24 protein-coding genes are annotated in these 22,331 nt (G+C 63.3%); 5 read left to right on the top strand and 19 right to left on the bottom strand.

Translation table 11 applies throughout. The features are described 5' to 3' along the window. Positions 1-47: 47 nt before the first annotated feature. Positions 48-848, top strand: a complete 801-nt coding sequence (locus KJJ24_RS12900; RefSeq protein ID WP_214339315.1) for a pentapeptide repeat-containing protein — start codon at positions 48-50, stop codon at positions 846-848. On the opposite strand, the gene KJJ24_RS12895 is transcribed toward KJJ24_RS12900, so the two are convergent. The 6 genes from KJJ24_RS12895 to KJJ24_RS12870 all read right to left on the bottom strand — a co-directional run bounded on the left by KJJ24_RS12895 (position 845) and on the right by KJJ24_RS12870 (position 7,222). Continuing rightward, positions 845-2,977 (bottom strand): type II secretion system protein GspD, encoded by a 2,133-nt coding sequence (locus tag KJJ24_RS12895; RefSeq protein WP_371811740.1) that lies wholly within the window; start codon positions 2,975-2,977, stop codon positions 845-847. The two genes, KJJ24_RS12900 and KJJ24_RS12895, sit on opposite strands and share 4 nt — an antisense overlap. 90 nt (positions 2,978-3,067) lie before the next feature. Next, complete coding sequence (locus KJJ24_RS12890; protein ID WP_214339313.1) at positions 3,068-3,733, bottom strand: hypothetical protein; 666 nt, start codon at positions 3,731-3,733, stop codon at positions 3,068-3,070. Further along, the gene (locus KJJ24_RS12885; RefSeq protein WP_250544787.1) at positions 3,730-4,425 is read right to left on the bottom strand and encodes a PilN domain-containing protein; all 696 of its coding nucleotides are present in this window, start codon (positions 4,423-4,425) and stop codon (positions 3,730-3,732) included. Before KJJ24_RS12885 ends, KJJ24_RS12890 begins: the two co-directional genes overlap by 4 nt. Then, on the bottom strand, positions 4,422-5,273 hold the full coding sequence (locus KJJ24_RS12880) for a hypothetical protein (protein ID WP_214339311.1): 852 nt from the start codon (positions 5,271-5,273) through the stop codon (positions 4,422-4,424). The genes KJJ24_RS12885 and KJJ24_RS12880 overlap by 4 nt, the downstream gene beginning before the upstream one ends. A 31-nt stretch (positions 5,274-5,304) precedes the next feature. Next, the gene (locus KJJ24_RS12875) at positions 5,305-6,465 is read right to left on the bottom strand and encodes a quinone-dependent dihydroorotate dehydrogenase (RefSeq protein ID WP_214339309.1); all 1,161 of its coding nucleotides are present in this window, start codon (positions 6,463-6,465) and stop codon (positions 5,305-5,307) included. Continuing rightward, positions 6,458-7,222: a ribonuclease H gene (locus KJJ24_RS12870; protein WP_214339307.1), complete on the bottom strand. Its 765-nt coding sequence runs from the start codon at positions 7,220-7,222 to the stop codon at positions 6,458-6,460. The genes KJJ24_RS12875 and KJJ24_RS12870 overlap by 8 nt, the downstream gene beginning before the upstream one ends. A gap of 62 nt (positions 7,223-7,284) precedes the next feature. Between KJJ24_RS12870 and KJJ24_RS12865 the strand changes: the two genes are divergently transcribed. Beyond that, positions 7,285-7,953 (top strand): DUF3747 domain-containing protein, encoded by a 669-nt coding sequence (locus KJJ24_RS12865; RefSeq protein WP_214339305.1) that lies wholly within the window; start codon positions 7,285-7,287, stop codon positions 7,951-7,953. A gap of 271 nt (positions 7,954-8,224) precedes the next feature. Here KJJ24_RS12865 and rplL read toward each other — a convergent pair whose 3' ends face one another. The 8 genes from rplL to gloA all read right to left on the bottom strand — a co-directional run bounded on the left by rplL (position 8,225) and on the right by gloA (position 14,908). After that, positions 8,225-8,611, bottom strand: a complete 387-nt coding sequence (gene rplL, locus KJJ24_RS12860) for a 50S ribosomal protein L7/L12 (RefSeq protein WP_214339303.1) — start codon at positions 8,609-8,611, stop codon at positions 8,225-8,227. Positions 8,612-8,673: 62 nt separating this feature from the next. Then, the gene (gene rplJ, locus KJJ24_RS12855; protein ID WP_214339301.1) at positions 8,674-9,207 is read right to left on the bottom strand and encodes a 50S ribosomal protein L10; all 534 of its coding nucleotides are present in this window, start codon (positions 9,205-9,207) and stop codon (positions 8,674-8,676) included. 302 nt (positions 9,208-9,509) lie between these two features. Next, positions 9,510-10,217 (bottom strand): 50S ribosomal protein L1, encoded by a 708-nt coding sequence (gene rplA / locus KJJ24_RS12850; RefSeq protein ID WP_214339300.1) that lies wholly within the window; start codon positions 10,215-10,217, stop codon positions 9,510-9,512. Positions 10,218-10,310: 93 nt separating this feature from the next. Then, entirely contained in the window at positions 10,311-10,736 is a 426-nt protein-coding gene (gene rplK, locus KJJ24_RS12845; RefSeq protein WP_214339299.1) for a 50S ribosomal protein L11, read from the bottom strand. Between the two features lie 118 nt (positions 10,737-10,854). Further along, entirely contained in the window at positions 10,855-11,514 is a 660-nt protein-coding gene (gene nusG, locus KJJ24_RS12840) for a transcription termination/antitermination protein NusG (RefSeq protein WP_214343686.1), read from the bottom strand. Between the two features lie 27 nt (positions 11,515-11,541). Further along, the gene (secE, locus tag KJJ24_RS12835) at positions 11,542-11,754 is read right to left on the bottom strand and encodes a preprotein translocase subunit SecE (protein WP_214339298.1); all 213 of its coding nucleotides are present in this window, start codon (positions 11,752-11,754) and stop codon (positions 11,542-11,544) included. Positions 11,755-11,826: 72 nt separating this feature from the next. After that, positions 11,827-14,517 (bottom strand): ATP-dependent Clp protease ATP-binding subunit, encoded by a 2,691-nt coding sequence (locus KJJ24_RS12830; RefSeq protein ID WP_214339297.1) that lies wholly within the window; start codon positions 14,515-14,517, stop codon positions 11,827-11,829. Continuing rightward, on the bottom strand, positions 14,507-14,908 hold the full coding sequence (gene gloA, locus KJJ24_RS12825; RefSeq protein WP_214339296.1) for a lactoylglutathione lyase: 402 nt from the start codon (positions 14,906-14,908) through the stop codon (positions 14,507-14,509). Before gloA ends, KJJ24_RS12830 begins: the two co-directional genes overlap by 11 nt. A gap of 125 nt (positions 14,909-15,033) precedes the next feature. Between gloA and eno the strand changes: the two genes are divergently transcribed. Then, entirely contained in the window at positions 15,034-16,326 is a 1,293-nt protein-coding gene (eno, locus tag KJJ24_RS12820; RefSeq protein WP_214339295.1) for a phosphopyruvate hydratase, read from the top strand. Between the two features lie 23 nt (positions 16,327-16,349). Here the strand turns inward: eno and KJJ24_RS12815 are convergent, their stop codons facing one another. Genes KJJ24_RS12815 through KJJ24_RS12805 form a run of 3 tightly spaced genes read right to left on the bottom strand, consistent with a single transcriptional unit; the run spans position 16,350 to position 18,918 of the window. Beyond that, positions 16,350-18,029 (bottom strand): AarF/ABC1/UbiB kinase family protein, encoded by a 1,680-nt coding sequence (locus KJJ24_RS12815; RefSeq protein WP_214339294.1) that lies wholly within the window; start codon positions 18,027-18,029, stop codon positions 16,350-16,352. Next, positions 18,029-18,334 (bottom strand): hypothetical protein, encoded by a 306-nt coding sequence (locus KJJ24_RS12810; protein WP_214339292.1) that lies wholly within the window; start codon positions 18,332-18,334, stop codon positions 18,029-18,031. Before KJJ24_RS12810 ends, KJJ24_RS12815 begins: the two co-directional genes overlap by 1 nt. Before the next feature lie 50 nt (positions 18,335-18,384). Further along, on the bottom strand, positions 18,385-18,918 hold the full coding sequence (locus KJJ24_RS12805) for a hypothetical protein (RefSeq protein WP_214339290.1): 534 nt from the start codon (positions 18,916-18,918) through the stop codon (positions 18,385-18,387). 127 nt (positions 18,919-19,045) lie between these two features. On the opposite strand from KJJ24_RS12805, the gene KJJ24_RS12800 reads away from it, so the two are divergent. After that, positions 19,046-20,026, top strand: a complete 981-nt coding sequence (locus KJJ24_RS12800; RefSeq protein WP_214339288.1) for a LysR substrate-binding domain-containing protein — start codon at positions 19,046-19,048, stop codon at positions 20,024-20,026. An 11-nt stretch (positions 20,027-20,037) separates the two neighbouring features. Here the strand turns inward: KJJ24_RS12800 and KJJ24_RS12795 are convergent, their stop codons facing one another. Beyond that, entirely contained in the window at positions 20,038-20,778 is a 741-nt protein-coding gene (locus tag KJJ24_RS12795; RefSeq protein ID WP_214339286.1) for a LysR substrate-binding domain-containing protein, read from the bottom strand. A gap of 594 nt (positions 20,779-21,372) precedes the next feature. On the opposite strand from KJJ24_RS12795, the gene KJJ24_RS12790 reads away from it, so the two are divergent. Continuing rightward, positions 21,373-21,633 (top strand): hypothetical protein, encoded by a 261-nt coding sequence (locus KJJ24_RS12790; protein WP_250544786.1) that lies wholly within the window; start codon positions 21,373-21,375, stop codon positions 21,631-21,633. 32 nt (positions 21,634-21,665) lie between these two features. On the opposite strand, the gene KJJ24_RS12785 is transcribed toward KJJ24_RS12790, so the two are convergent. Further along, positions 21,666-21,965: a hypothetical protein gene (locus tag KJJ24_RS12785; RefSeq protein WP_214339284.1), complete on the bottom strand. Its 300-nt coding sequence runs from the start codon at positions 21,963-21,965 to the stop codon at positions 21,666-21,668. Positions 21,966-22,331 lie beyond the last annotated feature (366 nt).

Here is a 22,331-nt window from a genome sequence, read left to right as displayed (position 1 = left end):
GCCACGCCAAGCAACCGTTAAAACAGCTGAGCTCCTCCCCGCCGCGAATGCCACAGCTCGGCTTGCTGGCCCGTGCCTTGGCGTTTGCCGCGACCCTGAACGCCCTGCCGGTGGGCGCCGCGGAGGCAACAGCTGTGATCCGCACACTGGAGCAGAGAAGATGTGAAGGTTGCGACCTGCAAGATGCGGATCTGGTTCACGCCGACCTGAGAGATTCCCGGCTGCAGGGAGCCAAGCTTCAACGGGCCAATCTCAGCGGAGCAAGGCTGGATGGTGCCAATCTTCAACAGGCTGATCTCAGCTTCACCAGCCTTTCAGGTGCATCACTACGCGGCGCTGATCTTCGCGGAGCCAGGCTGATCGGAACCGATCTGCGTCATGCCGATCTCAGCGGTGCCCAACTGGACAGCGGGGCCCTGAGCCGAAGCCACTGGCAACAAACGAAGGGAATTTCCCTATCAGCCCACAGCTACGCAGAACTGCACAACGCGGGAATCAGGGCTACTCAAGCAGGGCGCCACCCTGATGCAGAGCATTGGTTTAGCAGTGCCATTCAACGCATGCCCGATGCAGCGATCAGCTGGGTTGCACGAGGCCTGAGCAGAGCCGAACAAGGCCATGTGCCCATGGCCGCTCGCGACCTCCGCTACGCAGCCTCGCTTTACGCCTCGATGGGTGACACAGAACAGGCTGAAGCGCTCAACAAAGCCGCCACCCTGCTACTTGAACCTGCCCCTCGACCTAAAGGAGGCAATGGAGCAGGCTCACAACTGGTGGGTGCAGCAATCACCGCCTTTCAAATGCTCGCCCCACTCGCAGCAAAAACGATGCTTCCGATCCCCTTCTAAAACGCAGGCGCAGGTGCACCGATGAACTGGCGCGCATCCTGAGTGGTCGCCTGATAACCATAACCAAAGGCACCACCTTGAACATCGTCAACGATTCTTGGCGTAACCAAAATCACCAGCTCGTTTTTGGAGCGCGTATTCGACGAGGACCTAAAAAACTGTCCCACAAAAGGCAGGTCACCAAGAATCGGCCACTTGGTGACAGCCTGCCGATCTTCATCCGAAATCACACCGGTGAGAATCAGCGTTTGCCCATCACGAACACGCACAGATCCCGTATCCAGGCGACGCACACGCAAAATACTGACGCTGCCACAGCCCTGAATCTGCTGGGGCGTATCAGCCACCGCCGAAACAGCCGGCGACAAGGCAAAGGTTACAAATCCATTGTCATCAATTTTGGACACCTTGGCGCCAAATGTGAGCCCAGCCGTACCAAACTCAGGCTGGCAGGTATTAGGGGCACCATTCTGCCCAGCCTGAACTGTGTAATCCGTAATCACCTGGGTGCCAACAGTCACAAATGATTCATTGGCAAACGGACGTCCAATCGATGCCGTATTGAGCACGGCATTACCGCCCTCACCCGCTGCCGCAGCAACGGCGGCTCCTCCCTGGATCGGCTCCGAATTTTCACTCAGAATCAGCGTAGGACTCGCCAAAACCTTGGTATTTTCAGACTGAATCTGCGCACGAACCAGATCGTAGAAATTGTTGGATGCATAGTTCTCGCCAGGATTGACAGGGCCAGGGATCAACGGGTCCGCCGAGATAGGAGGGAGCCGGCTGTTAAAGGCTCCAACCATTTGCCCCTCCTGGCTAACGATGAAATTATTTCCATTCCTAAAAGCAAAGCTATTCTTGATGTCGGTATCATTTTTCAGCGTGACATCCAGGATCCGCACGGTCAAAGCAACCTGCCGCTGGCGAAGATCGATCTGACGCAAATAGTTCTCTGCGATACTCACCAGCTGTCCATCACCAACCAAGGTCACTGTCTGAAGCCGAGAGTCGGTCGTACCAATCAAACCCAGCAACGGACCCGATGCAGACCCATAGGTTTCAGTCGATGTGATGGTTTCCTGCTTGCTCTGCTGGATTTGCTCCGCACCTGCAACCTGATTAGACAGTGACTGACCCGACGTCACAACATTGGTGATCGAGGTGACTTTGGTGATCCGCGCTCCCAAGCTGGCCAGATAGTTAGCTGCCGAGTCAGCGGAGACCTGATTCAGCCGATACACCTTCGAAAGTTGTGCACCAAACGTTTTGCCCAACACAGAGGGGCCAACCATCAACATCCGACCCTCGAGCCTGCCCTGCAAGCCTGCAGCCAGCAAGACTGAATTCACTGCCCGTGCATACGATTCACCGCGAAACGCCAACGACACCAATGCCTCAGGCGTCGATGCCGTTGACGGCTGGCCAGCAGCACTGGCCCGCGTAGACGAGGCATCATCTGCCACGTAAACGAAGCCATATCCCCCCAGTTGCGCCAGCGCCATCAGGGCATCTTTGGGTGGTGCATTCCGCAGCGTCATCGTGACCGGTGGGCCATCCAGCTTCAGAAAACTGCGGTTGGAGAGCACCATCGTTCCCACCGCCATATCCCCAAGCGGTGGTGCCACCGCCCGGGGCTGAAGCGGTGGTGCATAGGAGGGCTGAGGAACAGCGCCGGGTTGCCGCAGATTCAACCGAGCTGACTGATCCGTGGGTTGGGTCGGCGTTGAAAAACGAATGATCAGATTGCGGCCATCGGCACTGACCACCGGCCGACTCAGCGGCGCACCGGGCATCGGCACCACCTCAAGCTGATAGTCCCGGCCTGATCCGGCCAGACTCACGCTCTGCAAGCCGGCTTCAGGCAGCGTGATGCGCTGTGGCCCCACACGCAGCGCTGCCGGGGCACCAATCTGCAGATCACCACGCCAACGCTGTCCATCGCGGCTCTGTTGCAACACCGGGGCTGCCCCCGTGCCTTCGATCACCAGCTCAACGCTCTCGGTGGAACGCCTGAGGGTGAGCACCATGGAACCACCCGTGCTTGATGGCGGTGCAGACGGAGCAGCTGCACCAGTTGGTCGGGAGATGGCCGCCATGGGCTGCAGCGTTGCCGCGGCGGCCAACACGGCCACAACCAGGCCACAACGCAGCGTCACGCTTGATCCCCAGGCGGTTTTAGGCGGATGGTATCGGCAAATACCAGGCCAGGCCAGGCTTCAGGGGGATGCGTTGCCCGGCTCGGCTTGGCTGTAGAGGCTCAAATTGAGGCGCAGTTGCGTGGCAGTGGCGGCATCGTTGCTGTCGTGCTTCAGGCTGAGATCGCTCTGCACCACGAGCAGGCTGAGGGCCTCGAGCCTCCTCAAAAAATTGAGCAGCTGGGGGCCTGAACCCCTGGCGCTCAGCAGGAACGACGTTTTCTGCAGACCTGGTGCCAACAACGGATCGGGTGGGGGAGCTGGGGTTTTGTCCTTGGCTGCATTGGGTTTGGCCGCTTGGGCATCAGCCCTCGGTGCCGCGATCGTGATCGGCTCATACCCATCGAGAGCCACTCCGCTGCGCTGGGCTTCAGCGCTGAGTTGGGCCATGAAGGTCTTGATCTGGCCGCTGCCTGCAATCAAGCCGAGGATCTGGCGACTGCGTTGCTCCTCTTGTGCAACGTTGTCGCTCAGCTTCACGAGCTGGGCCCGCAGCAAAGGCAAGCGCTGGCGCTGCTCCGCCAGTTGCTCAAGCTCTCGCTGATCAATCTGCAAGCGCTGCCAGGCGGGCCACACTCCCCCCGCTGCCAACCCAACGCTCAAGATCACACCGGCAGCAATGGGCAACCCCACCAGCAACCAGTGGCGCTTGAAGGGGGGCGACTGCCCCGTCTGCAGGTTGGTCATGGCAGCACCCCCGCTTGGTCCAGGATCTGCAGGCGCCTGGCCAACCCCTGCGCGCCGAGTGTCTCGAGCAGCTGAACCTGCTGCGGTGCAGGCACTGCTGCGAAAGCCGCGGTTAGGTCCCAATCCACCGGTGCGCCTGGCTTCGCCGGATCACGGCTGAGCTTCACCACCTTCACACCCTTCGCGTCAAACAAGAGGGATTCAGCCAGCAAGAGGCTCAAGGCATTCACCCGCCGAAACGCCTGCGGATCTGCGGCCACCCCCTTCAGCTTCAAGTTGCTGCCCTGCACCTGAGCCTCCGTGAGCTGAACGCCCTGAGGAGTGATCGCAGCCAACTGCGCCATCAGAGCCGATCCCGACGACACCGCCACCAAGCCTTTGGCCAGCCCGTCGTTGCTGCGCTGCAAGCTGCTGAGCTTGCGGCGCTGGCCCATGGCCTGGCTCTCCAGCGCTTGCACCTGAGCCGTGATGCCCCGCAGATCCTGCAACTCCTGGTTGATCTGGCTCTGGCGCCACAGCAGCCAACCCCAACCCAACAGCACAGCCGCCAACAACCCTCCCCCCAGGGCAGCCCCACGCAGCAGCAGCCCCTTGGCCGGCGGCAACGGCTCCGCCTGTGGCGGCAAACCGCGCTCCAGGCGCCGCTGACGCAGAAGGTCGCCATCGCTCTCCAGCCAGCTCGGCCTGCTCACGGCTGCCGCTCTCCCGCTGCCAGCCCCCAAAGCGCTGCGGTGCCTGCTCCAGGCTCAAAGGGCGTCACCGGGCAGCCCAACCAGGCCGTCAGCTGTGGAAGCCACGTTTGCACCATGGATTCCGAGCCGATCAAGAGTCCGGCGCTGGGGCTGTAGCGCTGAGCCCAGCGGCGCAGTGGTGCCTCCAGTAGCTCGCCAGCCGGTGGGCAGGGCCACTCCCCCAGCGGCTGACCCTGCTCAAGGGCCAAGAGCCAGCTCTGCTGGTCGTCCAGCTGCAGCACCACCTGCACGCCATCCTCGAGCTGAGGCTTCACGGCGCGCCAGAGGCAGATCGGCAGCGCTTCGAGGCCATCGAGGGCGATGCCCGCCTGGCTGCACACCTCGATCCAGGCCTCCAGCAGCTGCCGCTGCACTGCCAACAACAACGACCGCGGCGGATCGCCCAGCAACGGCTCGATCCACAGGTCTGCATCCTGCAACGACCAGGGCAGATCCAGCTCTCCCTGCTGCTGGCGCACCACCAGCTCGGGAGCCTCGGGCCACTGCCCATCGGGCCACTCGATCACCCGCCAGGCGGTGGCTGCCCGAGGCAACACGGCCTTCACATGCGCCCCGGGATAACCGCGCTCAATCAGCCAATCCCCGAGCAGATCGCCCAAGGCCTCCACCGCTACAGGCGCCCCGTTCTCACACACGCCCTGAGGCAGAGGCACCCGCTCATGCCACACCAGGCGCTCGGCCTCCAGCACCATCGCCACGAGAGCCTGATCCTCCAGCTGGAGGTACACCCGGCGCGGGAACAGCCAGCTCTGCAGCGGCGCTAAACGATCTCGGACGCCCGCAAGCACCACCGCAGCTCAGCTGCCATCTGCGCGCAACCTATCGCCAGCCCACGCCGCTGCCCACCGCTTCGCTGATGCTGCGGAAGCCGTGGCGATCCAGCTGCTGCACCAGCCCCTCCAAGATCGTGGGCACAAGCTGCGGGCCCTCATAGATCCAGGCGGTGTAGAGCTGAATCAACGAGGCGCCAGCACAGATGCGCTCCCAGGCCGCCTCGGGGGAATCGATGCCGCCCACACCGATCAGGGGCAGGCCGGGACCCGCCACCGCCCGCAAGCGCCGCAGCACCTCCAAGGCGCGGCCGCGGAGCGGGGCGCCACTGAGGCCACCGGCTTCTTCGGCCAGGCTGCGGCCGGTTTGCACGATGCGGCGCTGCTCCAGGCCGAGGCGGTTGAGGCTGGTGTTCACTGCGATCACGCCGGCCAGGCCCTCCTCGTAGGCCAGGCGGGCAATCGCATCGATGGCTTCATCCTCGAGATCGGGAGCGATCTTCACCAGCAGCGGCGGGCAGGCAGGCAGGCGCCGCAACCGCTCCACCAGACGGCGCAGCTGGGCATCGTCTTGCAACTCCCTGAGGCCCGGGGTGTTGGGGGAGCTCACGTTGATGACGGCGTAATCCGCCAGGGGAGCCAGCAGCTCCAGCGACGAGGCGTAATCGTCTGGCGCCTGCTCCAGGGAGGTGATTTTGGACTTGCCGAGATTGATCCCCAGCACCGCCGGCCGCTGACCCACCGCTGGCAAGGCTTGCCGCTCCAGGGTGCGGCGGGCCGCCAGGGCACCACGATTGTTGAAACCCATGCGATTGAGGGCCGCCCGCTCCGCCGCCAGCCGGAACAGCCGGGGCTTGGGGTTGCCGGGCTGGGCATGCCAGGTGATCGTGCCCACCTCGGCAAAGCCGAAACCAAACAAATGCCAGATGCCAGCGGCCACGGCGTTTTTGTCGAACCCGGCGGCCAGACCCACGGGATTGCGGAAGCGGCAACCAAACAGCGTTTGCTCGAGGCGCAGATCGCGCACCTCCAGCTCGGCGCCCAACCCTGCCAGGCTGCCGCTCACCAGCGGCCAGTTGCGCCGCAGCGAGGCCTGGCCTAAGGCCTGGAGGGTGAGCTGGCTGAGCTGCTCGGCATCTGCCCCCTCATCGCGGCTGAGCAGTGGCCCTACAAAACGCTGATAGAGAGCCCCGGTGCCGAGTTCAGCCATCCAGATCTCTCTCCACCTCACCTGATCCTGACGCGTCCCTGGCCAGGCGCCAGCGCGCGTCAGCGGTTGGCTGCACCTGCCAGTCGCGCCAGCGCCAGGATTCCGTGCGCGCCTCAAGCTTTTTGAGTGGCTGCTCCACCAGCTGGGCGAGCTCCATCAGGCTGAGGCCATAGCCACCATCCGCCAGGCGATCAGCCAACTCCAGGCGGGTGAGCAGCTGCTGCAGTGCCGGCGGCGCCAGGTCGGGCGCCGGCTCAGGCTCGCTCACCATCAGACCGCCGTAGTCGCCCTGCGCCAGCTGGGGCTGCTGGCGTTTCGAGAAGGCCACGGCAATGGCGTCGCAGCGGTCGTTATCGGGATCGCCGCTGTGACCTTTCACGTAGGAGAACGGCAGACCGTTCACGCGAGCGGCATCAAGAGCCTCCCAGAGATCGCGGTTGAGCACAGGGCTGCCGGAAGCGGTGCGCCAGCCCTTGCGCTTCCAGCCATTGATCCACTTGCTGAAGCCATCGATCAGATATTTGGAATCGGTGCGAATCGTGAGGTTGGGATCACGCGGCAGCACTGCCAGCTTCTCGAGCAGCGTTAACGCTGCTGTGAGCTCCATGCGGTTATTGGTGGTGTTGGCTTCAAAGCCACCAAACTCCTGCACCGAACCATCGCTGAAACGCAGCAGGCACCCCCAGCCTCCGGGACCGGGGTTGCCGCTACAGGCTCCATCACAGGCGGCCGCTACCACCACTGGCTGATCGGGCACTGGGCGTTCACCTCCAAGTCCGGTACAACTCTCTCCTGTTGCCGAGCGCAGGAGAGACCCCCATGCAGCGAACCTACCTGCCGTTCCTGGCCGTGGTCGCGGCAGCCGCAGCGCCCACCTGGGCAGCCGGTGTGTTCAGCAGCCAGCCGCTGGAGCAGGAGCGCTTCGCCGTGCTGGCGCAGCCCGTGGGCAACAGCGAGTGGAAGCTGCTGGTGCTCGAGCAGATCAAGCCACAGCCCCTCTGCTGGGAACAACGCGGCGATGGGCTGATCGATCCGGCCCTCAACCGCTTTGATTTCAGCGGCATCTGCAGCCGCTACCTGGACAGCAACGGCTACTCGCTACGGGTGGCTGATCAAGACTTGGCCAGCCGCTACCGGCTGCGACTGGAGCAGCAGGGCCAGGGCGTGGCACTGGTCGCGATGAGCCCCAGCCAGCCCGCGGAACTCCTGGTGGGCACAGGGCCCCTGCCCAAGCGCGACCGCAATGGCTTCGTGGCCATCAAGCTGGAGCCGGGCTGGAACCTGGAGCGGCGCGCCTACGGCAGCCAGACCCTGAGCCACGTGTATTTCGCCAACGGCACCCCTCTCAGCCAGCTGATCGCCAAAGCCAGCCGCAACAGCACCACCACCGCCATGCCGGCCGCCCTCGGCGCGCTCAAGCCATTGCCACCGCAACCGGACAACAGCAGCGGCCCCATCGCCCTGCAAGTGATCCCCTACAAGCCGTAGGCCAGCTCACACAGCGGTCCACCTCCCCTGGCCCATGTTTTCCTCCTGCCGTAAGTTTCTCTTGTGTGAGGAGTGCGGGACACCACTTCCGGGGTCGAAACGAGGACAGACTCCCAGAAGCGTTCCGAACTCAAAGCCCTGCCTTCGGCGGGGCTTTTTTATTGGCAGGTCGCAGGGCAGCCAACCGGTGTGACCCGCATGAGAAAAGCCGGCCCCGAAGGACCGGCTGGCGATGGAGTGGTGTGGCCCAACGAGCGGGCCACGGGCGTGATCACTTGATGGTGACCTTGCCGCCGGCCTCTTCAATGGCCTTCTTGAGGGTCTCGGCATCAGCCTTGGACACGCCTTCCTTGACGGAGCAAGGGGCGCCTTCCACGAGAGCCTTGGCTTCGCCCAGGCCCAGGCCGGTGGCTTCGCGCACGGCCTTGAGCACTTTGATCTTGGCAGCAGCGTCGAAGCTTTCGAGAACGACGTCGAACTCGGTCTTCTCTTCAGCGGCTTCAGCACCACCACCAGCGGCGGGAGCGGCCATCACAACGCCGGCAGACGCGGCGGCGGACACACCGAAAGCCTCTTCAATCTGCTTGACGAGCTCGGAAGCTTCAAGCAGAGAGAGCGACTTCAGTTGCTCGAGAATTTGGTCGGTTGTAGCAGACATGGTTGGGAATCAGCAACAGATCTGTGTGAACAGTCGGAGCGGAGAGCTCAGCAGAGCAGGCCTCAGTTGGCCGTGCCCTCGCCGTCGGCGTGCTGCTTGAGCGCCCGGGCAAGACCGGAGGGAACTTCGTTGATGCCCACAGCCACCTTGGTAGCCACAGCGTTGATCGCACCTGCGATCTGCGCCATGAGCACCTCCTTGGAGGGCAGATCCCCGATGGCCTTGATTTCGGTCTGCGAGAGGAGCTTGCCTTCGAAAAGGCCGCCCTTCGTTTCCGATTTCTTGGTGTCCTTCTGGAAGGCCTGAACGGCCTTCACGGCACCACCCACGTCGCCCTTGACGAGCACGAAGGCGTTGGTGCCGGTGAGGAGGGAATCCAGTTCCGACCAAGCGCTGTCGCCATCAATGGCACGGCGCATCAAGGTGTTTTTGGTCACCTTGCACACACCGTTGCTGGCCTGCAGACGGGTCCGCAGATCAGACATCTCCTTGATGGACAGGCCCTTGTAATCAAGAACCAGCGCCATTTCGGCCTCACCGAGGAGCTGCTTGAGCTCTTCGACGATCTGTTGCTTGTTCTCCAGCGTGCGGCCCATAGGAAACGGATCGGATCGGGGGAACAAGCCGGGTACGCAGCCCCAGTGCGGATGCACTCGAGGGGCTGCGGCTTGCATTCCCCCAGCAGCGAACCGCCAGGGCAAAACCAGTCGCGTGCACCTCGGCAGGGTTTACGGCTTACGGCAGCGAATCACCGGAGTGAACGCCGAACTTGGGCAGACCTGCTGTCTTGGGTAGGGCGCGTGCCCTTCTGGCGTTAGCCAGCTTGCAAACATACAACAAAGCCCCCGCCGGAGCGGGGGCAAGGCGGCAGGGGATCCCCGCCGACAGGCGCTGACGATCAGCCGTCCTGCTTGATGTCCTGCAGGGCGGACACATCCACTTCCACCGAGGGACCCATGGTGGAGGTGATGTAGAGGCTCTTCCAATAGCGACCCTTCGCACCGCTGGGCTTGTTGCGGTCGATGGTCTCCTGGAGGGCCTTGAGGTTGTCGAGCAGCTTGGCGGCGTCGAAGCTGGCTTTCCCGAAACGCACGTGCACGATGCCGGTGCGGTCAGCGCGGAACTCAAGCTTGCCGGCCTTGAACTCGCTAATGGCGCCAGCCAGATCGGTGGTGACCGTGCCTGCCTTGGGGTTGGGCATCAGGCCACGGGGGCCGAGCACACGACCCAGCTTGGCCACCTTGGGCATCATGTCGGGGGTAGCGATCAGCAGGTCGAACTCCATCTCGCCCTTGGCGATGGTGTCCACCAGCTCGTCGTCACCAGCCAGGTCGGCGCCGGCAGCCTTGGCCTCGGCAACCTTTTCACCACGGGCGATCACGGCGATGCGGATGCTCTGGCCGGTGCCGTGGGGCAGCGCCACGGTGGTGCGCAGCTGCTGGTCGGTGTACTTCGGGTCGATGCCGAGGCGGGCGTGGGCCTCAACGGTCTCGTCGAACTTGGCGGTGGCGTTGGCCTTCACCAGTTCCACCGCATCCAACGGGGAATAGGTGCGGGTCTCAACCTTGCCGAAGGCGGCGGAATAACGCTTGGAAACTTTGGGCATGTCAGGCGTGGGGTGCAGGCGAGCCCAAGGGCTCTCCCCCGATAAGGGACAAGAAGGGGACGGGGATCAGCGTTGGGCCGAGGCCCGCTGATTTCAGTCCTTCACGGCAACGCCCATGTTGCGGGCGGTGCCTTCGATGATGCGCATAGCCGAGTCAACGCTGGTGCAGTTGAGGTCGGGCAGCTTGGTCTTGGCGATCTCCTCGAGCTGTGCGCGGCTGATGGCGCCCACGGAACCCTTGGAGGAGGTGGCAGCACCCTTCTCGATGCCGGCTGCTTTGTTGATCAGCACGGAAGCGGGAGGGGTCTTGGTGATGAAGGTGAAACTGCGGTCTTCAAAAACCGAGATTTCAACCGGAATCACATAGCCAGCCTTGTCCTGCGTCCGAGCGTTGTACTCCTTGCAGAACGCCATGATGTTCACGCCGTGCTGACCGAGGGCAGGGCCCACCGGCGGCGCGGGGTTGGCTTTACCGGCCTGGAGGGCCAGCTTGATCACAGCTACAACTTTTTTTGCCATCGTCCTGGCGTCTTGAGCAATCTGCGGATCCGCGACCCTAGGGCAGCGGGTGCGGCGGATCCCGGAGACCGGAACACCGCCTGTGGCCGCCCTCCGCAGGGAGACGGCCGCACCGGAATCAGCTCTGCTTGCTGATCTGGGAGAACTCGAGTTCCACCGGGGTTTCCCGGCCGAAGATTGAGAGCAGGGCCTTGAGCTTGTTGCGCTCGCCCGACACTTCGATCACCTCGCCCTGGAAATCCTTGAACGGACCAGCCGTGACCAAGATCTGATCGCCCTCGGTGAGGTCGACCTTCACCACAGGCTTCTTCTCAGCGGCGCGCTTGAAGATGCGATCCACCTCGGAGCGGCTGAGGGGGCGGGGTTTGATGTGACCGCGGGCCTTGCCGGTGGCGCGGCGATCTTCAGCGCCCACAAAGTTGATCACGTTCGGGGTGCTGCGCACCGCCATCATCGTGTCCTCATCCAGCACCATGCGCACGAGCACATAGCCGGGGAACACCTTCTCTTCGGTGCTGGTGCGGCTGCCGTCTTTCTTGAGCTTCACCGCCGGGGTCTGCGGGATTTCGATCTCGAGGATGCGGTTGTCCACGCCCAGGGTCACGGCGCGCTGCTCGAGCGTGGCCTTCACCTTCTTCTCACAGCTGGAGGCCACCTGCACCGCATACCAGCGGGCGATCGGAGCACGCCCTTCGGCAACGGCAGGAGCCGGGGCTTCAGCCACCTCGGCCACATCGGCAACAGCCAACTCTTCGGGGCTCAGATCAACGTCGGACACGGGCAACGGCAAGGGAAGAACGATGAATCAGCGGAACACCTGGGCATTCACCCAGCTGTAGAAGCGATCGATGGCGGCGATGGCGAAGGCCGAGAGGGTCACCATCAGGATCACAGCCACCGACTCGGCGAACAGCTGCTGGCGACTGGGCCACACCACCTTGCGGAGCTCGGCCACGGTGTTGCCCACAAAGCCCTCGGAGGCTGGCGGGTTGGGTTGTGGCTCTGTCGGGGTTTCCACCGGAGTGTCCAGAAGGGGTTCGCACAGCGAGCGCTCACGCTGTTGCGCAAACAGCCACCCTACCGGACGTGATCAAACGGCCTGGCCGACGGGACTGAAGTGCAGCGCGCCCTCAGCCTCAGCCAGGCTCACCTGCACGGCGGCCGCGCCGAGGAAGCGCTCCTCGAGCAGTTCGGTGGCCAGAGGATTTTCGATGCGGCGACGCAGCAGACGACGCAGCGGCCGTGCGCCGTACTCCGGCTCGTATCCCTGCTGGGCTAGCCACGGCACCACCGGCGGATCCACCTGGAGCTCCAGGCCCTGCTCCCGCAGCAGCGCCGCCAGCTCGGCCAGCTGCAGATGCACGATGCTCTGCAGCTCTTCAGGCCCAAGGGGCTGGAAGCGGATCACCTCGTCGATACGGTTGAGGAATTCCGGCCGGAACTGGCTGGCCAGGGCCTGATCAACCTGTTGTTCCAGCGCCGCAGGATCGCCGCCACCGCGGGCGTTGTCGAGGATGGCGCGACTGGCCAGGTTGCTGGTCATCACCACCACGGTGTGGCGGAAATCCACGGTGCGGCCCTGCGAGTCGGTGAGGCGGCCGTCGTCGAGCACCTGCAGCAGCACATTGAACACATCCGGGTGGGCCTTCTCCACCTCATCGAGCAGCAGCACCGCATACGGGCGGCGGCGCACGGCCTCGGTGAGCTGGCCACCCTCCTCGTAGCCCACATAGCCGGGAGGAGCCCCCAGCAGCCGGGCCACGGCATTGCGCTCCATAAATTCGCTCATGTCGAGCCGCACCAGCGCGTCCTCTTCGTCGAAGAGGGCCGCGGCCAGGGCCTTGGCCAGCTCCGTTTTGCCCACACCCGTGGGGCCAAGAAACAAAAACGAGCCCACCGGCCGGCGGGGATCCTTCATGCCGGCCCGGGCACGGCGAATCGCCGCAGCCACCGCCGCCACCGGCTCCCGCTGCCCGATCACCCGCTTGCCCAGCCGTTGCTCCAGCTCCAGCAGCTTCTGGCGCTCTCCCGCCAGCAGACGTTGCACGGGAATACCCGTCCAGCGCGCCACCACATCGGCGATATCGCCCTCCTCCACCTGCTCACGCAGCAACGACTGGCCCGAGCGCTGCTGCTCCAACAGCTGCTCCTCCAGCGTGCTGCGCCGTTGCTGCACCCCATGCAGCTGGTCGTATTGCAGGCGCGCCGCCTCTTCCAGATCCCCATCGCGCTCGGCCTCCGCGATCTGCAGCCGCAGGCTCTCGTCGTCGGCCAGCAGCTGACGCAGCTCGGCCAGCTCCTCGCGCTCGCCCTGCCAGCGCTGTTGCAACTCCTGCAGGGCGCTGCTGGCCAGGCGGCGCTGCTCCTGCAACGTCACCCGCTCAACCTCCGGGGCACTCTCCGCCGAGAGCAGTGCCAACTCCACCCGCCGCAATTCCGCTTCGGCCTCCTCCACCAGGCGCGGTTTGGAGGTGACCTCCATGCGCAGCTGGGCTGCCGCCTCATCAATCAGATCAATGGCTGAATCGGGCAGGCAGCGATCCGTGATGTAGCGATCCGCTAGCCGCGCCGCCGCCACCACCGCGCCATCGGTGATCGCCACGCCGTGGTGCAGCTCGTAGCGCTCTTTCAGGCCGCGCAGGATCAGGGTGCTCTCCTCGAGCCCGGGCTCCTTGATCAGCACCTGCTGGAAACGGCGGTTGAGGGCCGGATCCTTCTCCACCGTGCGGCTGTACTCCTCAGGGGTGGTGGCACCGATGCAGCGCAGATCGCCGCGGGCCAGGGCCGGCTTGAGGATGCTGCCCGCATCGCTGCTGGAGCGCTCAGGCCCCACCACCGTGTGCAGCTCATCAATGAAGAGGATCACGCCGGCGCCGTCCCGCTCGGCCTCGCGCACCTCGTTGAGCACGCTGCGCAGGCGCTCCTCAAACTGCCCGCGGAATTTGGCACCGGCGATCAGGGCCCCCAGATCGAGGCTGATCAGGCGCTGACCCTTGAGGGCATCGGGCACCTCACCGGCCACGATCCGCTGGGCCAGCAGCTCCGCGATGGCGGTTTTACCCACGCCCGGTTCTCCGATCAGCACGGGGTTGTTCTTGCCGCGGCGGGAGAGCACCTGCATCAAGCGGCGAATCTCGGTGTCGCGGCCGATCACGGGATCCAGCTCGCCGGCGCGGGCGGCGGCGGTGAGATCGCGGCCGAACTGCTCGAGAGCGCTGGGTTCCTGCTCCAAGGTGAGCGCAGGCTGCTCTGGGGCTGCTGCGCTGATCGGAGCTGGCGCCGAGCGAGGCGGCGCGGAAGGTGCCGCTGGCGGGGGAGAGGGCTCAGGAGCGCGACGCACCGGTTCAGGCCGTTGCTGACGCAGCAACAGGTCTTCGCTCAAGCCCTGAGCCACCAGCAAGGGGCGGCCCAGGCGTGGATCTTCCAGGAGGGCAAGCAGGATCTGGGGAACATCAATCAGCTGGGCACCGGCAACAGCCCGGCGGCGCTCAGCGCCGTCGAGCAGCGCTTCAAGCGCTTCGCCGATGTAGAGCTCACGGCCCGAGCCGGTGGGCTGATCCGCGCAGAAATCATCCAGCTGATCGAGCAGTGCCTCGGGATCCAAGGGCAGTGGGTCGATCCAGCTGGCGTAGCGGGCATCGCTGAACAGCACCTGCAGCAGATGCTCCACATCCATCTCGCTGTGGCGCCAGCGGCGGGCCTGCTCCTGGCTGGCCAGCAGAAGATCCCAGGCGGCTTCGCTGAAGCGATCGGGTTCGGCGGTGAGGGTGTCAGGCCGCATGGGTGCGGGAGCTCAACTCGATCAGTTCCACCTTGTAGCCGTCGGGGTCTTCCACGAAGGCGATCACCGTGCTGCCGTTCTTCATTGGACCCGGTTCACGCACCACCCGGCCGCCCTTGGCGCGGATCTGATCGCACACCCCCACGATGTCGTCTACCCCGAGAGCGATGTGGCCATAGCCCGTACCGATCTCGTAGCTGCTGGTGTCCCAGTTGTGGGTGAGTTCGAGCACGCTGGTGTCGCTCTCCTCGCCATAACCCACAAAGGCGAGGGTGAAGCGTCCACCGGGGTAGTCCTTGCGGCGTAGCAATCGCATGCCCAGCACCTCCGTATAGAAGGTGATCGAGCGGTCCAGGTCGCCGACCCGCAGCATCGTGTGGAGTAAGCGCATGGAAGCAAATCAGCCAGGCGCATTCTGACCAGAGCTCACCGTTCGGTGCCAACGGGCACAAGAGGGGCGGCAGGGGCGACCCATAGGATCCCCTTCAAGGACCACCGAGACACACCTAGGCCGCTGTGATCGACACCCTCGACCTCGTGATTGACACCATCGTGGCCCGGGAGGTGCTCGATTCCCGCGGGACCCCCACGGTGGAAGCCGAGGTGATGCTCGAGGGCGGGGCCAGCGGCCGCGCCATCGTGCCCAGCGGCGCCAGTACCGGCGCCCACGAAGCCTGTGAACTGCGCGATGGCGGCAGCCGCTACTGCGGTAAAGGCGTGCTGCAGGCGGTGAGCAACATTGAAGAGAAGATCGCCCCTGCCCTCTGCGGCCTGAGCGCCCTGGATCAGGGCACCGTGGATGCGGCGATGCTCGAGCTCGATGGCAGTGCCAACAAGAGCGCCCTCGGCGCCAACGCGATCCTGGCCGTGAGCCTGGCCACCGCCCGGGCCGCCGCCAACGGCGTGGGCCTCCCCCTCTACCGCTATCTGGGCGGCCCGATGGCCAACCTGCTGCCGGTGCCGTTGATGAACGTGATCAACGGCGGCGCCCACGCGGCCAACAGCCTGGATTTTCAGGAATTCATGCTGGTGCCCCACGGTGCCCCCACCTTCCGGGAGGCGCTACGCATGGGCACCGAGGTGTTCCACACCCTCAAGGGCCTGCTCAAAGACAAGGGCCTGAGCACCGCCGTGGGCGATGAAGGCGGCTTCGCTCCCGACCTGGGCAACATCGAAGCTGGCGACCTGCTGGTTCAGGCCATCGAAAAGGCCGGCTACCGCCCTGGCGATCAGATCTCCCTGGCCCTGGATGTGGCCAGCACCGAGTTCTTCAAAGACGGCCGCTACGCCTTCGACGGCGGCCACTACACCAGCGCTGAGATGGTGGATCAGCTGGCAGCCCTGGTGAGCCGCTTCCCGATCACCTCGATCGAGGATGGCGTGGCCGAAGACGACTGGGATGGCTGGGCCCTGCTCACCGAGAAACTGGGCAAAACCGTGCAACTGGTGGGCGACGACCTGTTCGTGACCAACAGCGCCCGCCTGCAGCGCGGCATCGACCTGGGGGTGGCCAACTCGATCCTGATCAAGGTGAACCAGATCGGCACCCTCACCGAAACCCTGCAGGCCATCGACTTAGCGGGCCGCGCCGGCTACACCAGCGTGATCTCTCACCGCTCCGGTGAAACCGAAGACACCACCATTGCCGACCTGGCGGTAGCCACCCGCGCCGGCCAGATCAAAACCGGTTCCCTGAGCCGTAGCGAGCGCGTCGCCAAATACAACCAGCTGCTGCGCATCGAAGACGAACTGGGTAGCCAGGCGGTGTATGCCGGCGCTGAAGACCGCGGCCCCCGCGGCAAGGCCTGATCCCCACGCCTCAGCCTTCTTGATCAGCTGCCTGCGCTTGCGCCGGGCAGCTTTTCAATGCGTATGTCCCGGCGCAAGCGTGTCTGCAGCTTCAGCCAGCTCAATCCCACCGGTACACCGAGGATCAACGGTGCCACCGCCAACGCTGGCCGCGCACTTGCGGCGAGGAGTGCTGTGGCCAGACTTAGACACCCCAGCAACACCGACTGACCAATCGCGTGCTGAGCGGTCACCATGCGCCGCAATTGGCGGTCGGTTTCGCCAGCGCGGATTTGCACCTGCAGGTCACCCTGCTCAATCCGCACCAAACTGTCATCCAAGCGCTGGGGCAAGCCCAGTGCGCGGCTGCCCACCTCCACCGCCTGGCGTCCCAGCTGATTGAACAGGTCGTTGGGAGCATTGCCAGAACCAGTCATCAGCGGCAGCAGGTAGGGGCGGGCGATGGCCACGAGGCTAAAGCTGGGGTCGAGGCTGCGGCCCACCCCCTCAAAGGTGGACAGAGCGCGCATCACGAAGATCAGCTCCGGCGGTAGCCGGAATGGCTGGCCGTATACCAACTCATAGAGATCTCCCGAGAGCTTCTCAATCACATTGGCGGAGAAGGGTGGCGTGAGCGCTTCGGTGAGCATCACCCGCACCAGACGCCGCACCGGGCCTGGGTCGATATCGGCAGCGATCACACCGGCGGCCTGCAATTCGCTCACCAAAGCGCCGGCATCCCTGGCAGCGGCGGCCGTCACCATGCGGCCCAAGCGACTGCGCAGCCCTTGCGACAGGCTGCCCACCATGCCGAAGTCGTAGTAGATCAGCGCGCCATCGCGGGCCACGGCCAGGTTGCCCGGATGGGGATCGGCGTGAAAGAAACCAAAGCGCACCAGCTGTTGCAGATAACTCGCTGCTCCCTTCTCCGCCACCACAGCCGGATCGATACCGGCCTCAAGAATCGCTTCGCGGTCGTTGATCTTGATGCCAGGCACGTAATCAAGGCAGAGCACTCGCCGAGTGGTGAGCTCCCACACCACCGCTGGAATGCGAATGCCTGGATCGTCGAGAAACTGCTGGCGGAAACGGGCGGCATGCTCCGCTTCCAGGCGGAAATCCAGCTCCCGCAACAACACCCGCCGGCACTCCTGGGCGATCGACACCCAATCGCGCCCCACGCCCCAGCTGGGATGGCGCTGCAACACAGCGGCCACCTGCTGCATCACCTCCAAATCCAGTCGGAACAACCGCTCCAGACCTGGGCGCTGGATCTTGAACACCACCTGGCGCCCGCTGCGCAAGCTGGCGCGGTGCACCTGCGCAAGGCTGGCGGCGCCGAGGGGATCGGGGTCGAGGTCGATGATCTCGGCACAGCGGTCGCCCAGTTCCTGCTCCAGCAGCGCCTGTGCGGTTTCAAACGAGAACGCGGGAACGCTGTCTTGCAAGCGAGAGAGCTCGTCCACCCAACTGGCGGGCAGCACATCAGGCCGTGCCGAGAGCAGCTGCCCCAATTTGATGAAGGCCGAGCCCAGCTCGAGCAGTTCAGCCGTGAGCCAACGGGCCCGGCGCCGCTGACGCGCCGCGCGGCGTGCCTCGCTCACGCCACCGGGGTAGCTCCAGTTGCGGGCATCGAGCCACAGCCAGAGCAAAAGCTGAAACACGGCCGACCAAATGCGCAGCACCCGGCTAGCGCTGCGAAAGCCCTGCGTGAGAGCGGGCATCAGGCCTGCTCCTCCAGGCACCGCGCCACCCGAGCCACCTGGGCGCGCAGCTGATCAATCTGCTGCTGAGGATCCGCCGGCACGGGGTGCACCTCAGGATCCACAGCAGGATCAGGCTCACTCCGCTCAAGCCGTTGAGCCTCCAGTTCCACCTCCTCACGAAACAGATCCCACTCCTGGCGAAACCGCTCAGGCGCGTCCTGGGCGAGCACGGCCAAGCCGGCCGCCACATCAGCCAAACCACTGCCAAGGCGGGCCGAAAGCCGATTCAGTGCTGCCTGCACCAGGGTCTGGGGTGTGCTCATGGCAGCCGATCGGGCCGAGGCCAGGGGAGATCTGCTGAAACTGTGGCAGATCAGAGCTGGGGAGCGGGAGGCGCCGTTGGAACCGGTTGTGGCGCGGGCACGGGCAGAGGAGCTGGCATTGCCGCGGGCCTGGGTTGCTGAGCCGGATCAGGCTTGGGTTTGGGTTTGGGCTTGGGCTTCGGTGCCAACAGAGGTTCGGGTGCGGGGAGTGGATCGACCGCCGGAAGATCGGGCTCGCTCAGGGGCTCAGCGGCGGCAGAACGCTTGAGCGCTTCCTCGGCCTGCTTCGCTTCTTCGGCCCGCTTCTTCGCTTCCGCCTGCTGCTGCCGCTCCAGCTCCTGCAGTTCGAGATCACCGCGGATCTCCGCCTCGGCGGCGCCGTAGCGCAGCTTCATGCTCTCGAGGCTCGTGCCCGGGAACACCTGCACATCGAAGCCAGGGCCGAAACGGATCAGCTCAACCACGTTGACGCTGAGCAACCGCTGGGTGACGCCGTAGGCGACACCAAAACAGAGACCCGCCACCAACGGCCCCCGCCAGATCTGCTGCGGCCTGGGCTGGGCTGACTGAGACACCCGTGCCATGAGCCGTTTAAGGGAGAAGCGACCTTAAGCAAAAACCGGCTACGACACCAGAACAGCGCCAGCGCACCAACTCAGCCACCCCCTCCGCTTATGCAGATTTTGCATCAAGCGCCACTCCGATGTGCGAATGCCGGCAATCAGCCAGGTTTTGGCAATTCCTTCCCTTATTTTTGCTTCGAGCCAGGGTCAAACCGCCGTGATTTCGCTGGAGTGCCTGGCCGCCCTCGATTACATGATCTGGCTGCGCACTGGTCAACGCGCCGCCGCTGCCCTCGCCTGCGCGCAGCCCACGGTGAGCCGCAACAGCCGGAAGTGCCTGGAGGTGTTCGGCCTAGAGCTCGCCCGTAAACGCAGCGAGTGGCGCCTGATCGGCGACACCGAGCTGATCAATCTGGAGCGACGGGTGCACCAGAAAACGCGCTGGGAACGCAACCTCAAGCTGCGTCTGGAAGCCCAGCACTGGTCGGCACCCGGGCTGGACGCATTGGATCTGCCCGACTGGCAACGGGGCAACTTCAACCAACTCGACTACGAACAACCCCTCGCCCTGCTCGAAGACAGGGTGATCGACGCCTGGATCTGCTCAGAACCGGATGCACCTGTACGGCCTGGATTGAGTGCTTTGCGACTCACCACCATGCCCATAAACCTGATGGTGCCGATCGGCCATCCGTTGGCGGAGCACCGCGGCACCATCCCCTGGGAGGAGCTCCTGCCCTATCCAGTGCTTCCCCTGCCCCATGGCGCCTTCCCAGTGTTTGAAAGCGTGCTTGAGCGCTGCAGCCTGCTGCCATGCCCCGAGAGAGAACAAGCCATGCGCCAGGCCCCCTGGTGGGGCAAGCGAACGGTGGAGGAGATGCTGATTGGCTACAGCTCACCGCTCACGCTGCACGCCTACGGCCCAGGATGGGTGCGGCTCGAGCAACAACTACCCGTGCAGGCGGGCGATGTACTGATGGTGCATCAGGAGTTCAGCGCGCATCCCCGCACGCTGATGTTGCGCGCGCAGCTGCTCGATCACCTCACCGTCCAGGCCGCCGGCCACCCCGATGTGGTGATTCACCGGAACGTGACTCAACCATTAACCAACTCCACCTCAGCAAACTGACGGGCAAGCTGCTAAGCTCGATCCCTCAAGACATCCAGCAGGTGCGCGAGGGTGGCGTGATCAGCAAACTTCCTTTTCACGACCAGAGAATCACCCAGAGAGAAAGGGCTACCCACCGGTAGCACCACCCGACCAGCTGCACGTTGCTGAAGGGTCAATGGAGAGGCGTAGGAAATCGTGAGCTGATCGGCGGTGCGTCCCTCCCACTTCGCATGGCTATATCTCGTGATTCCAGGCGTTGCAGAGCCACACCCAAGACTGCGCAACATCGCTGCCATCTTCGGAAACGCCTGATCCGGCAACGATGTAAACGGATAGCCGGCCAGATCCGACCAGGACAGGCCCTCAGCCGAGCGCAGCAGCGGATGCTCCGGATCAACCACCAGATGAGCCGGGAAACGCGTTAAGTGAAAAACAGAAAACTCTTCATCATCTGCTTCGGGAACATCTGGATAAATCCCCATCCAGGCATCGATCACCCCATCCCTGAGTAAAGACAAAGGGAATGCCATGTTCATAAAATCAAAGCTTCCCAAAACCCAACCATCAACTGGCTCCTTGAAATACAGGGGAGCATCTCCATAAATAGCGTCGATGCGCAAACCGCTCTTCTGCTTCCAACGACTGAGCTGATGCACCTCTCGCTCCAGATTGAGGAGAGTGGCATCACCATCAACCCGCCACTCACCATCACCCTTAAACGACCGCAAACCCAGAGACTTCACGATCAGAGCCGCATTGCGGGATATCAACGACTGATCACAATGCAAACGCTTCGCCGCCTCATTTCCAGACCTCAGCCAAACCAAATAGTCCAGACAACATAGCTGCCGAAAGGAGAACATAAAGCGAAGCTGATAGGCCCTGAGTAGATTAGATCTACAATTTTAACTACAATGCAACTCAATCGAAACGAAATGAAACCCAATCAGACCTGCGCAAGCAGCACTCGAGTACCGGATCCACCCAGCAATTAACACAGCTCCACCAACCTGCTGAAGCGATGGAACCTCCATCACTACCCAGGGACCCGGCGAGGAAATTGGTCAGCCATTGTGTTCCAGGCTCAGCCCGTCAGCGTCGACTGGCCCTGCTTCCTGATCCTGGGGTGAGGAGGGTCTATGGGGCCTATCAGATCTGCCAGGGCTTCAGCAGTGAGACACAAGGCGAAGGTGAGGGCACCGAGGATACTGGGCGCATGAATTTCATAGATTGCAAGCTTGTGTATTCACTGGATCCTTTATAGATTTCGACGCGACGGACATAGCGCTTAACATTCTCACTGTAAAGTTATGTGCTGCTGCTGCCGGTGCTTTCGTAAGCTTATGAGCACCCGCTGAAGAAGCGTGGACTGCTACTCGCAACCACTACTGGATGCGCTGGATCACCTCTGCCATCAGGTGGAAGGCGATCCTGACGTTGAGCATGATTTCTATGCCGCCAACACGCCAGAGGAGATGGTGAATCTTGCAATTGAGACAGGCATCTTGATTGATGCCGACGACTTTCGTGCGCTACTAACCAGCGGTGACACAGAATTCTGGACCGTACGAGGTCACGATCAGAATAATCCAATTGTCCACCTCAAGCGAATCTTCCGCCGCTGATACCGAGGTAAACCTTCAGGTTGTCCGAACGTTCAGTAGTCGTCCCCATATTTAACAGTTGAGTCGGCATCCATCATCTCAACGGTGGTCTGATAACCCTGTGCCACTGTGACTTCATGCTGCATGCCGATGTCACGAAGGGTCTTCACGTCGTATTCAGGAGCAGTGATCCAACTAAAGCCTTTACCAAAGGTGTTATCGGGATTCACGACATACCAATGGCAAGCGGTGTCTGGGACTGAGACAGAGCATTTGGTCCAATCGTTGTCCCACTGGGGCACCTGGACGAAGGACAACATTGCAAAGAGAAATCCGAAGAGACTGGCGAACACAACCGCTTTACAAGTTGCAACATCTTACCCCCTTTTTTCGTGGGGCTACGCGCGTAGGCCACAGAGAGGGTGGTGGCTTGGTTGGCGCTCTGGTGGTTTGCCTGAATCACTGACGCCAGGTGAAGCGTGGAGAGATCCGAAGGCATGGGCCGAGTCCCTGCGGGGCTCGAGGAAGGGTTGAAAGGGCAGTCCTCTACAGGCCTCCTGCTCTCAACGCAATAGAAAGAGCACATGACGCAGCATTACCAGCTTCTGGCGCTGCCAGACATTGCGAAATGACCCGAGTTGTTCTGGCTCGTGTGGTGACGGGTTCCGCCTTCAGATTTGCTTTAGAAAGGATGGGATCTTTGGGCGCATCTCTTGCTC

It is taken from the genome of Synechococcus sp. LA31, from assembly GCF_018502385.1.
GTDB lineage: Bacteria > Cyanobacteriota > Cyanobacteriia > PCC-6307 > Cyanobiaceae > Vulcanococcus.
This window is presented reverse-complemented; position numbering and strand designations above follow the sequence as displayed.

What these genes read in the sequence shown, in the direction of transcription:
- KJJ24_RS12900 (WP_214339315.1), top strand. Translation starts at nt 48, where the DNA reads ATGCCACAGCTCGGCTTGCTGGCCCGTGCCTTGGCGTTTGCCGCGACC.
- rplA (WP_214339300.1), bottom strand. Translation starts at nt 10,217, where the DNA reads ATGCCCAAAGTTTCCAAGCGTTATTCCGCCGCCTTCGGCAAGGTTGAG.
- rplK (WP_214339299.1), bottom strand. Translation starts at nt 10,736, where the DNA reads ATGGCAAAAAAAGTTGTAGCTGTGATCAAGCTGGCCCTCCAGGCCGGT.
- KJJ24_RS12830 (WP_214339297.1), bottom strand. Translation starts at nt 14,517, where the DNA reads ATGCGGCCTGACACCCTCACCGCCGAACCCGATCGCTTCAGCGAAGCC.
- KJJ24_RS12815 (WP_214339294.1), bottom strand. Translation starts at nt 18,029, where the DNA reads ATGCCCGCTCTCACGCAGGGCTTTCGCAGCGCTAGCCGGGTGCTGCGC.
- rplJ (WP_214339301.1), bottom strand. Translation starts at nt 9,207, where the DNA reads ATGGGCCGCACGCTGGAGAACAAGCAACAGATCGTCGAAGAGCTCAAG.
- gloA (WP_214339296.1), bottom strand. Translation starts at nt 14,908, where the DNA reads ATGCGCTTACTCCACACGATGCTGCGGGTCGGCGACCTGGACCGCTCG.
- KJJ24_RS12800 (WP_214339288.1), top strand. Translation starts at nt 19,046, where the DNA reads ATGCCGGCAATCAGCCAGGTTTTGGCAATTCCTTCCCTTATTTTTGCT.
- KJJ24_RS12805 (WP_214339290.1), bottom strand. Translation starts at nt 18,918, where the DNA reads ATGGCACGGGTGTCTCAGTCAGCCCAGCCCAGGCCGCAGCAGATCTGG.
- KJJ24_RS12865 (WP_214339305.1), top strand. Translation starts at nt 7,285, where the DNA reads ATGCAGCGAACCTACCTGCCGTTCCTGGCCGTGGTCGCGGCAGCCGCA.
- KJJ24_RS12810 (WP_214339292.1), bottom strand. Translation starts at nt 18,334, where the DNA reads ATGAGCACACCCCAGACCCTGGTGCAGGCAGCACTGAATCGGCTTTCG.
- KJJ24_RS12890 (WP_214339313.1), bottom strand. Translation starts at nt 3,733, where the DNA reads ATGACCAACCTGCAGACGGGGCAGTCGCCCCCCTTCAAGCGCCACTGG.
- KJJ24_RS12875 (WP_214339309.1), bottom strand. Translation starts at nt 6,465, where the DNA reads ATGGCTGAACTCGGCACCGGGGCTCTCTATCAGCGTTTTGTAGGGCCA.
- rplL (WP_214339303.1), bottom strand. Translation starts at nt 8,611, where the DNA reads ATGTCTGCTACAACCGACCAAATTCTCGAGCAACTGAAGTCGCTCTCT.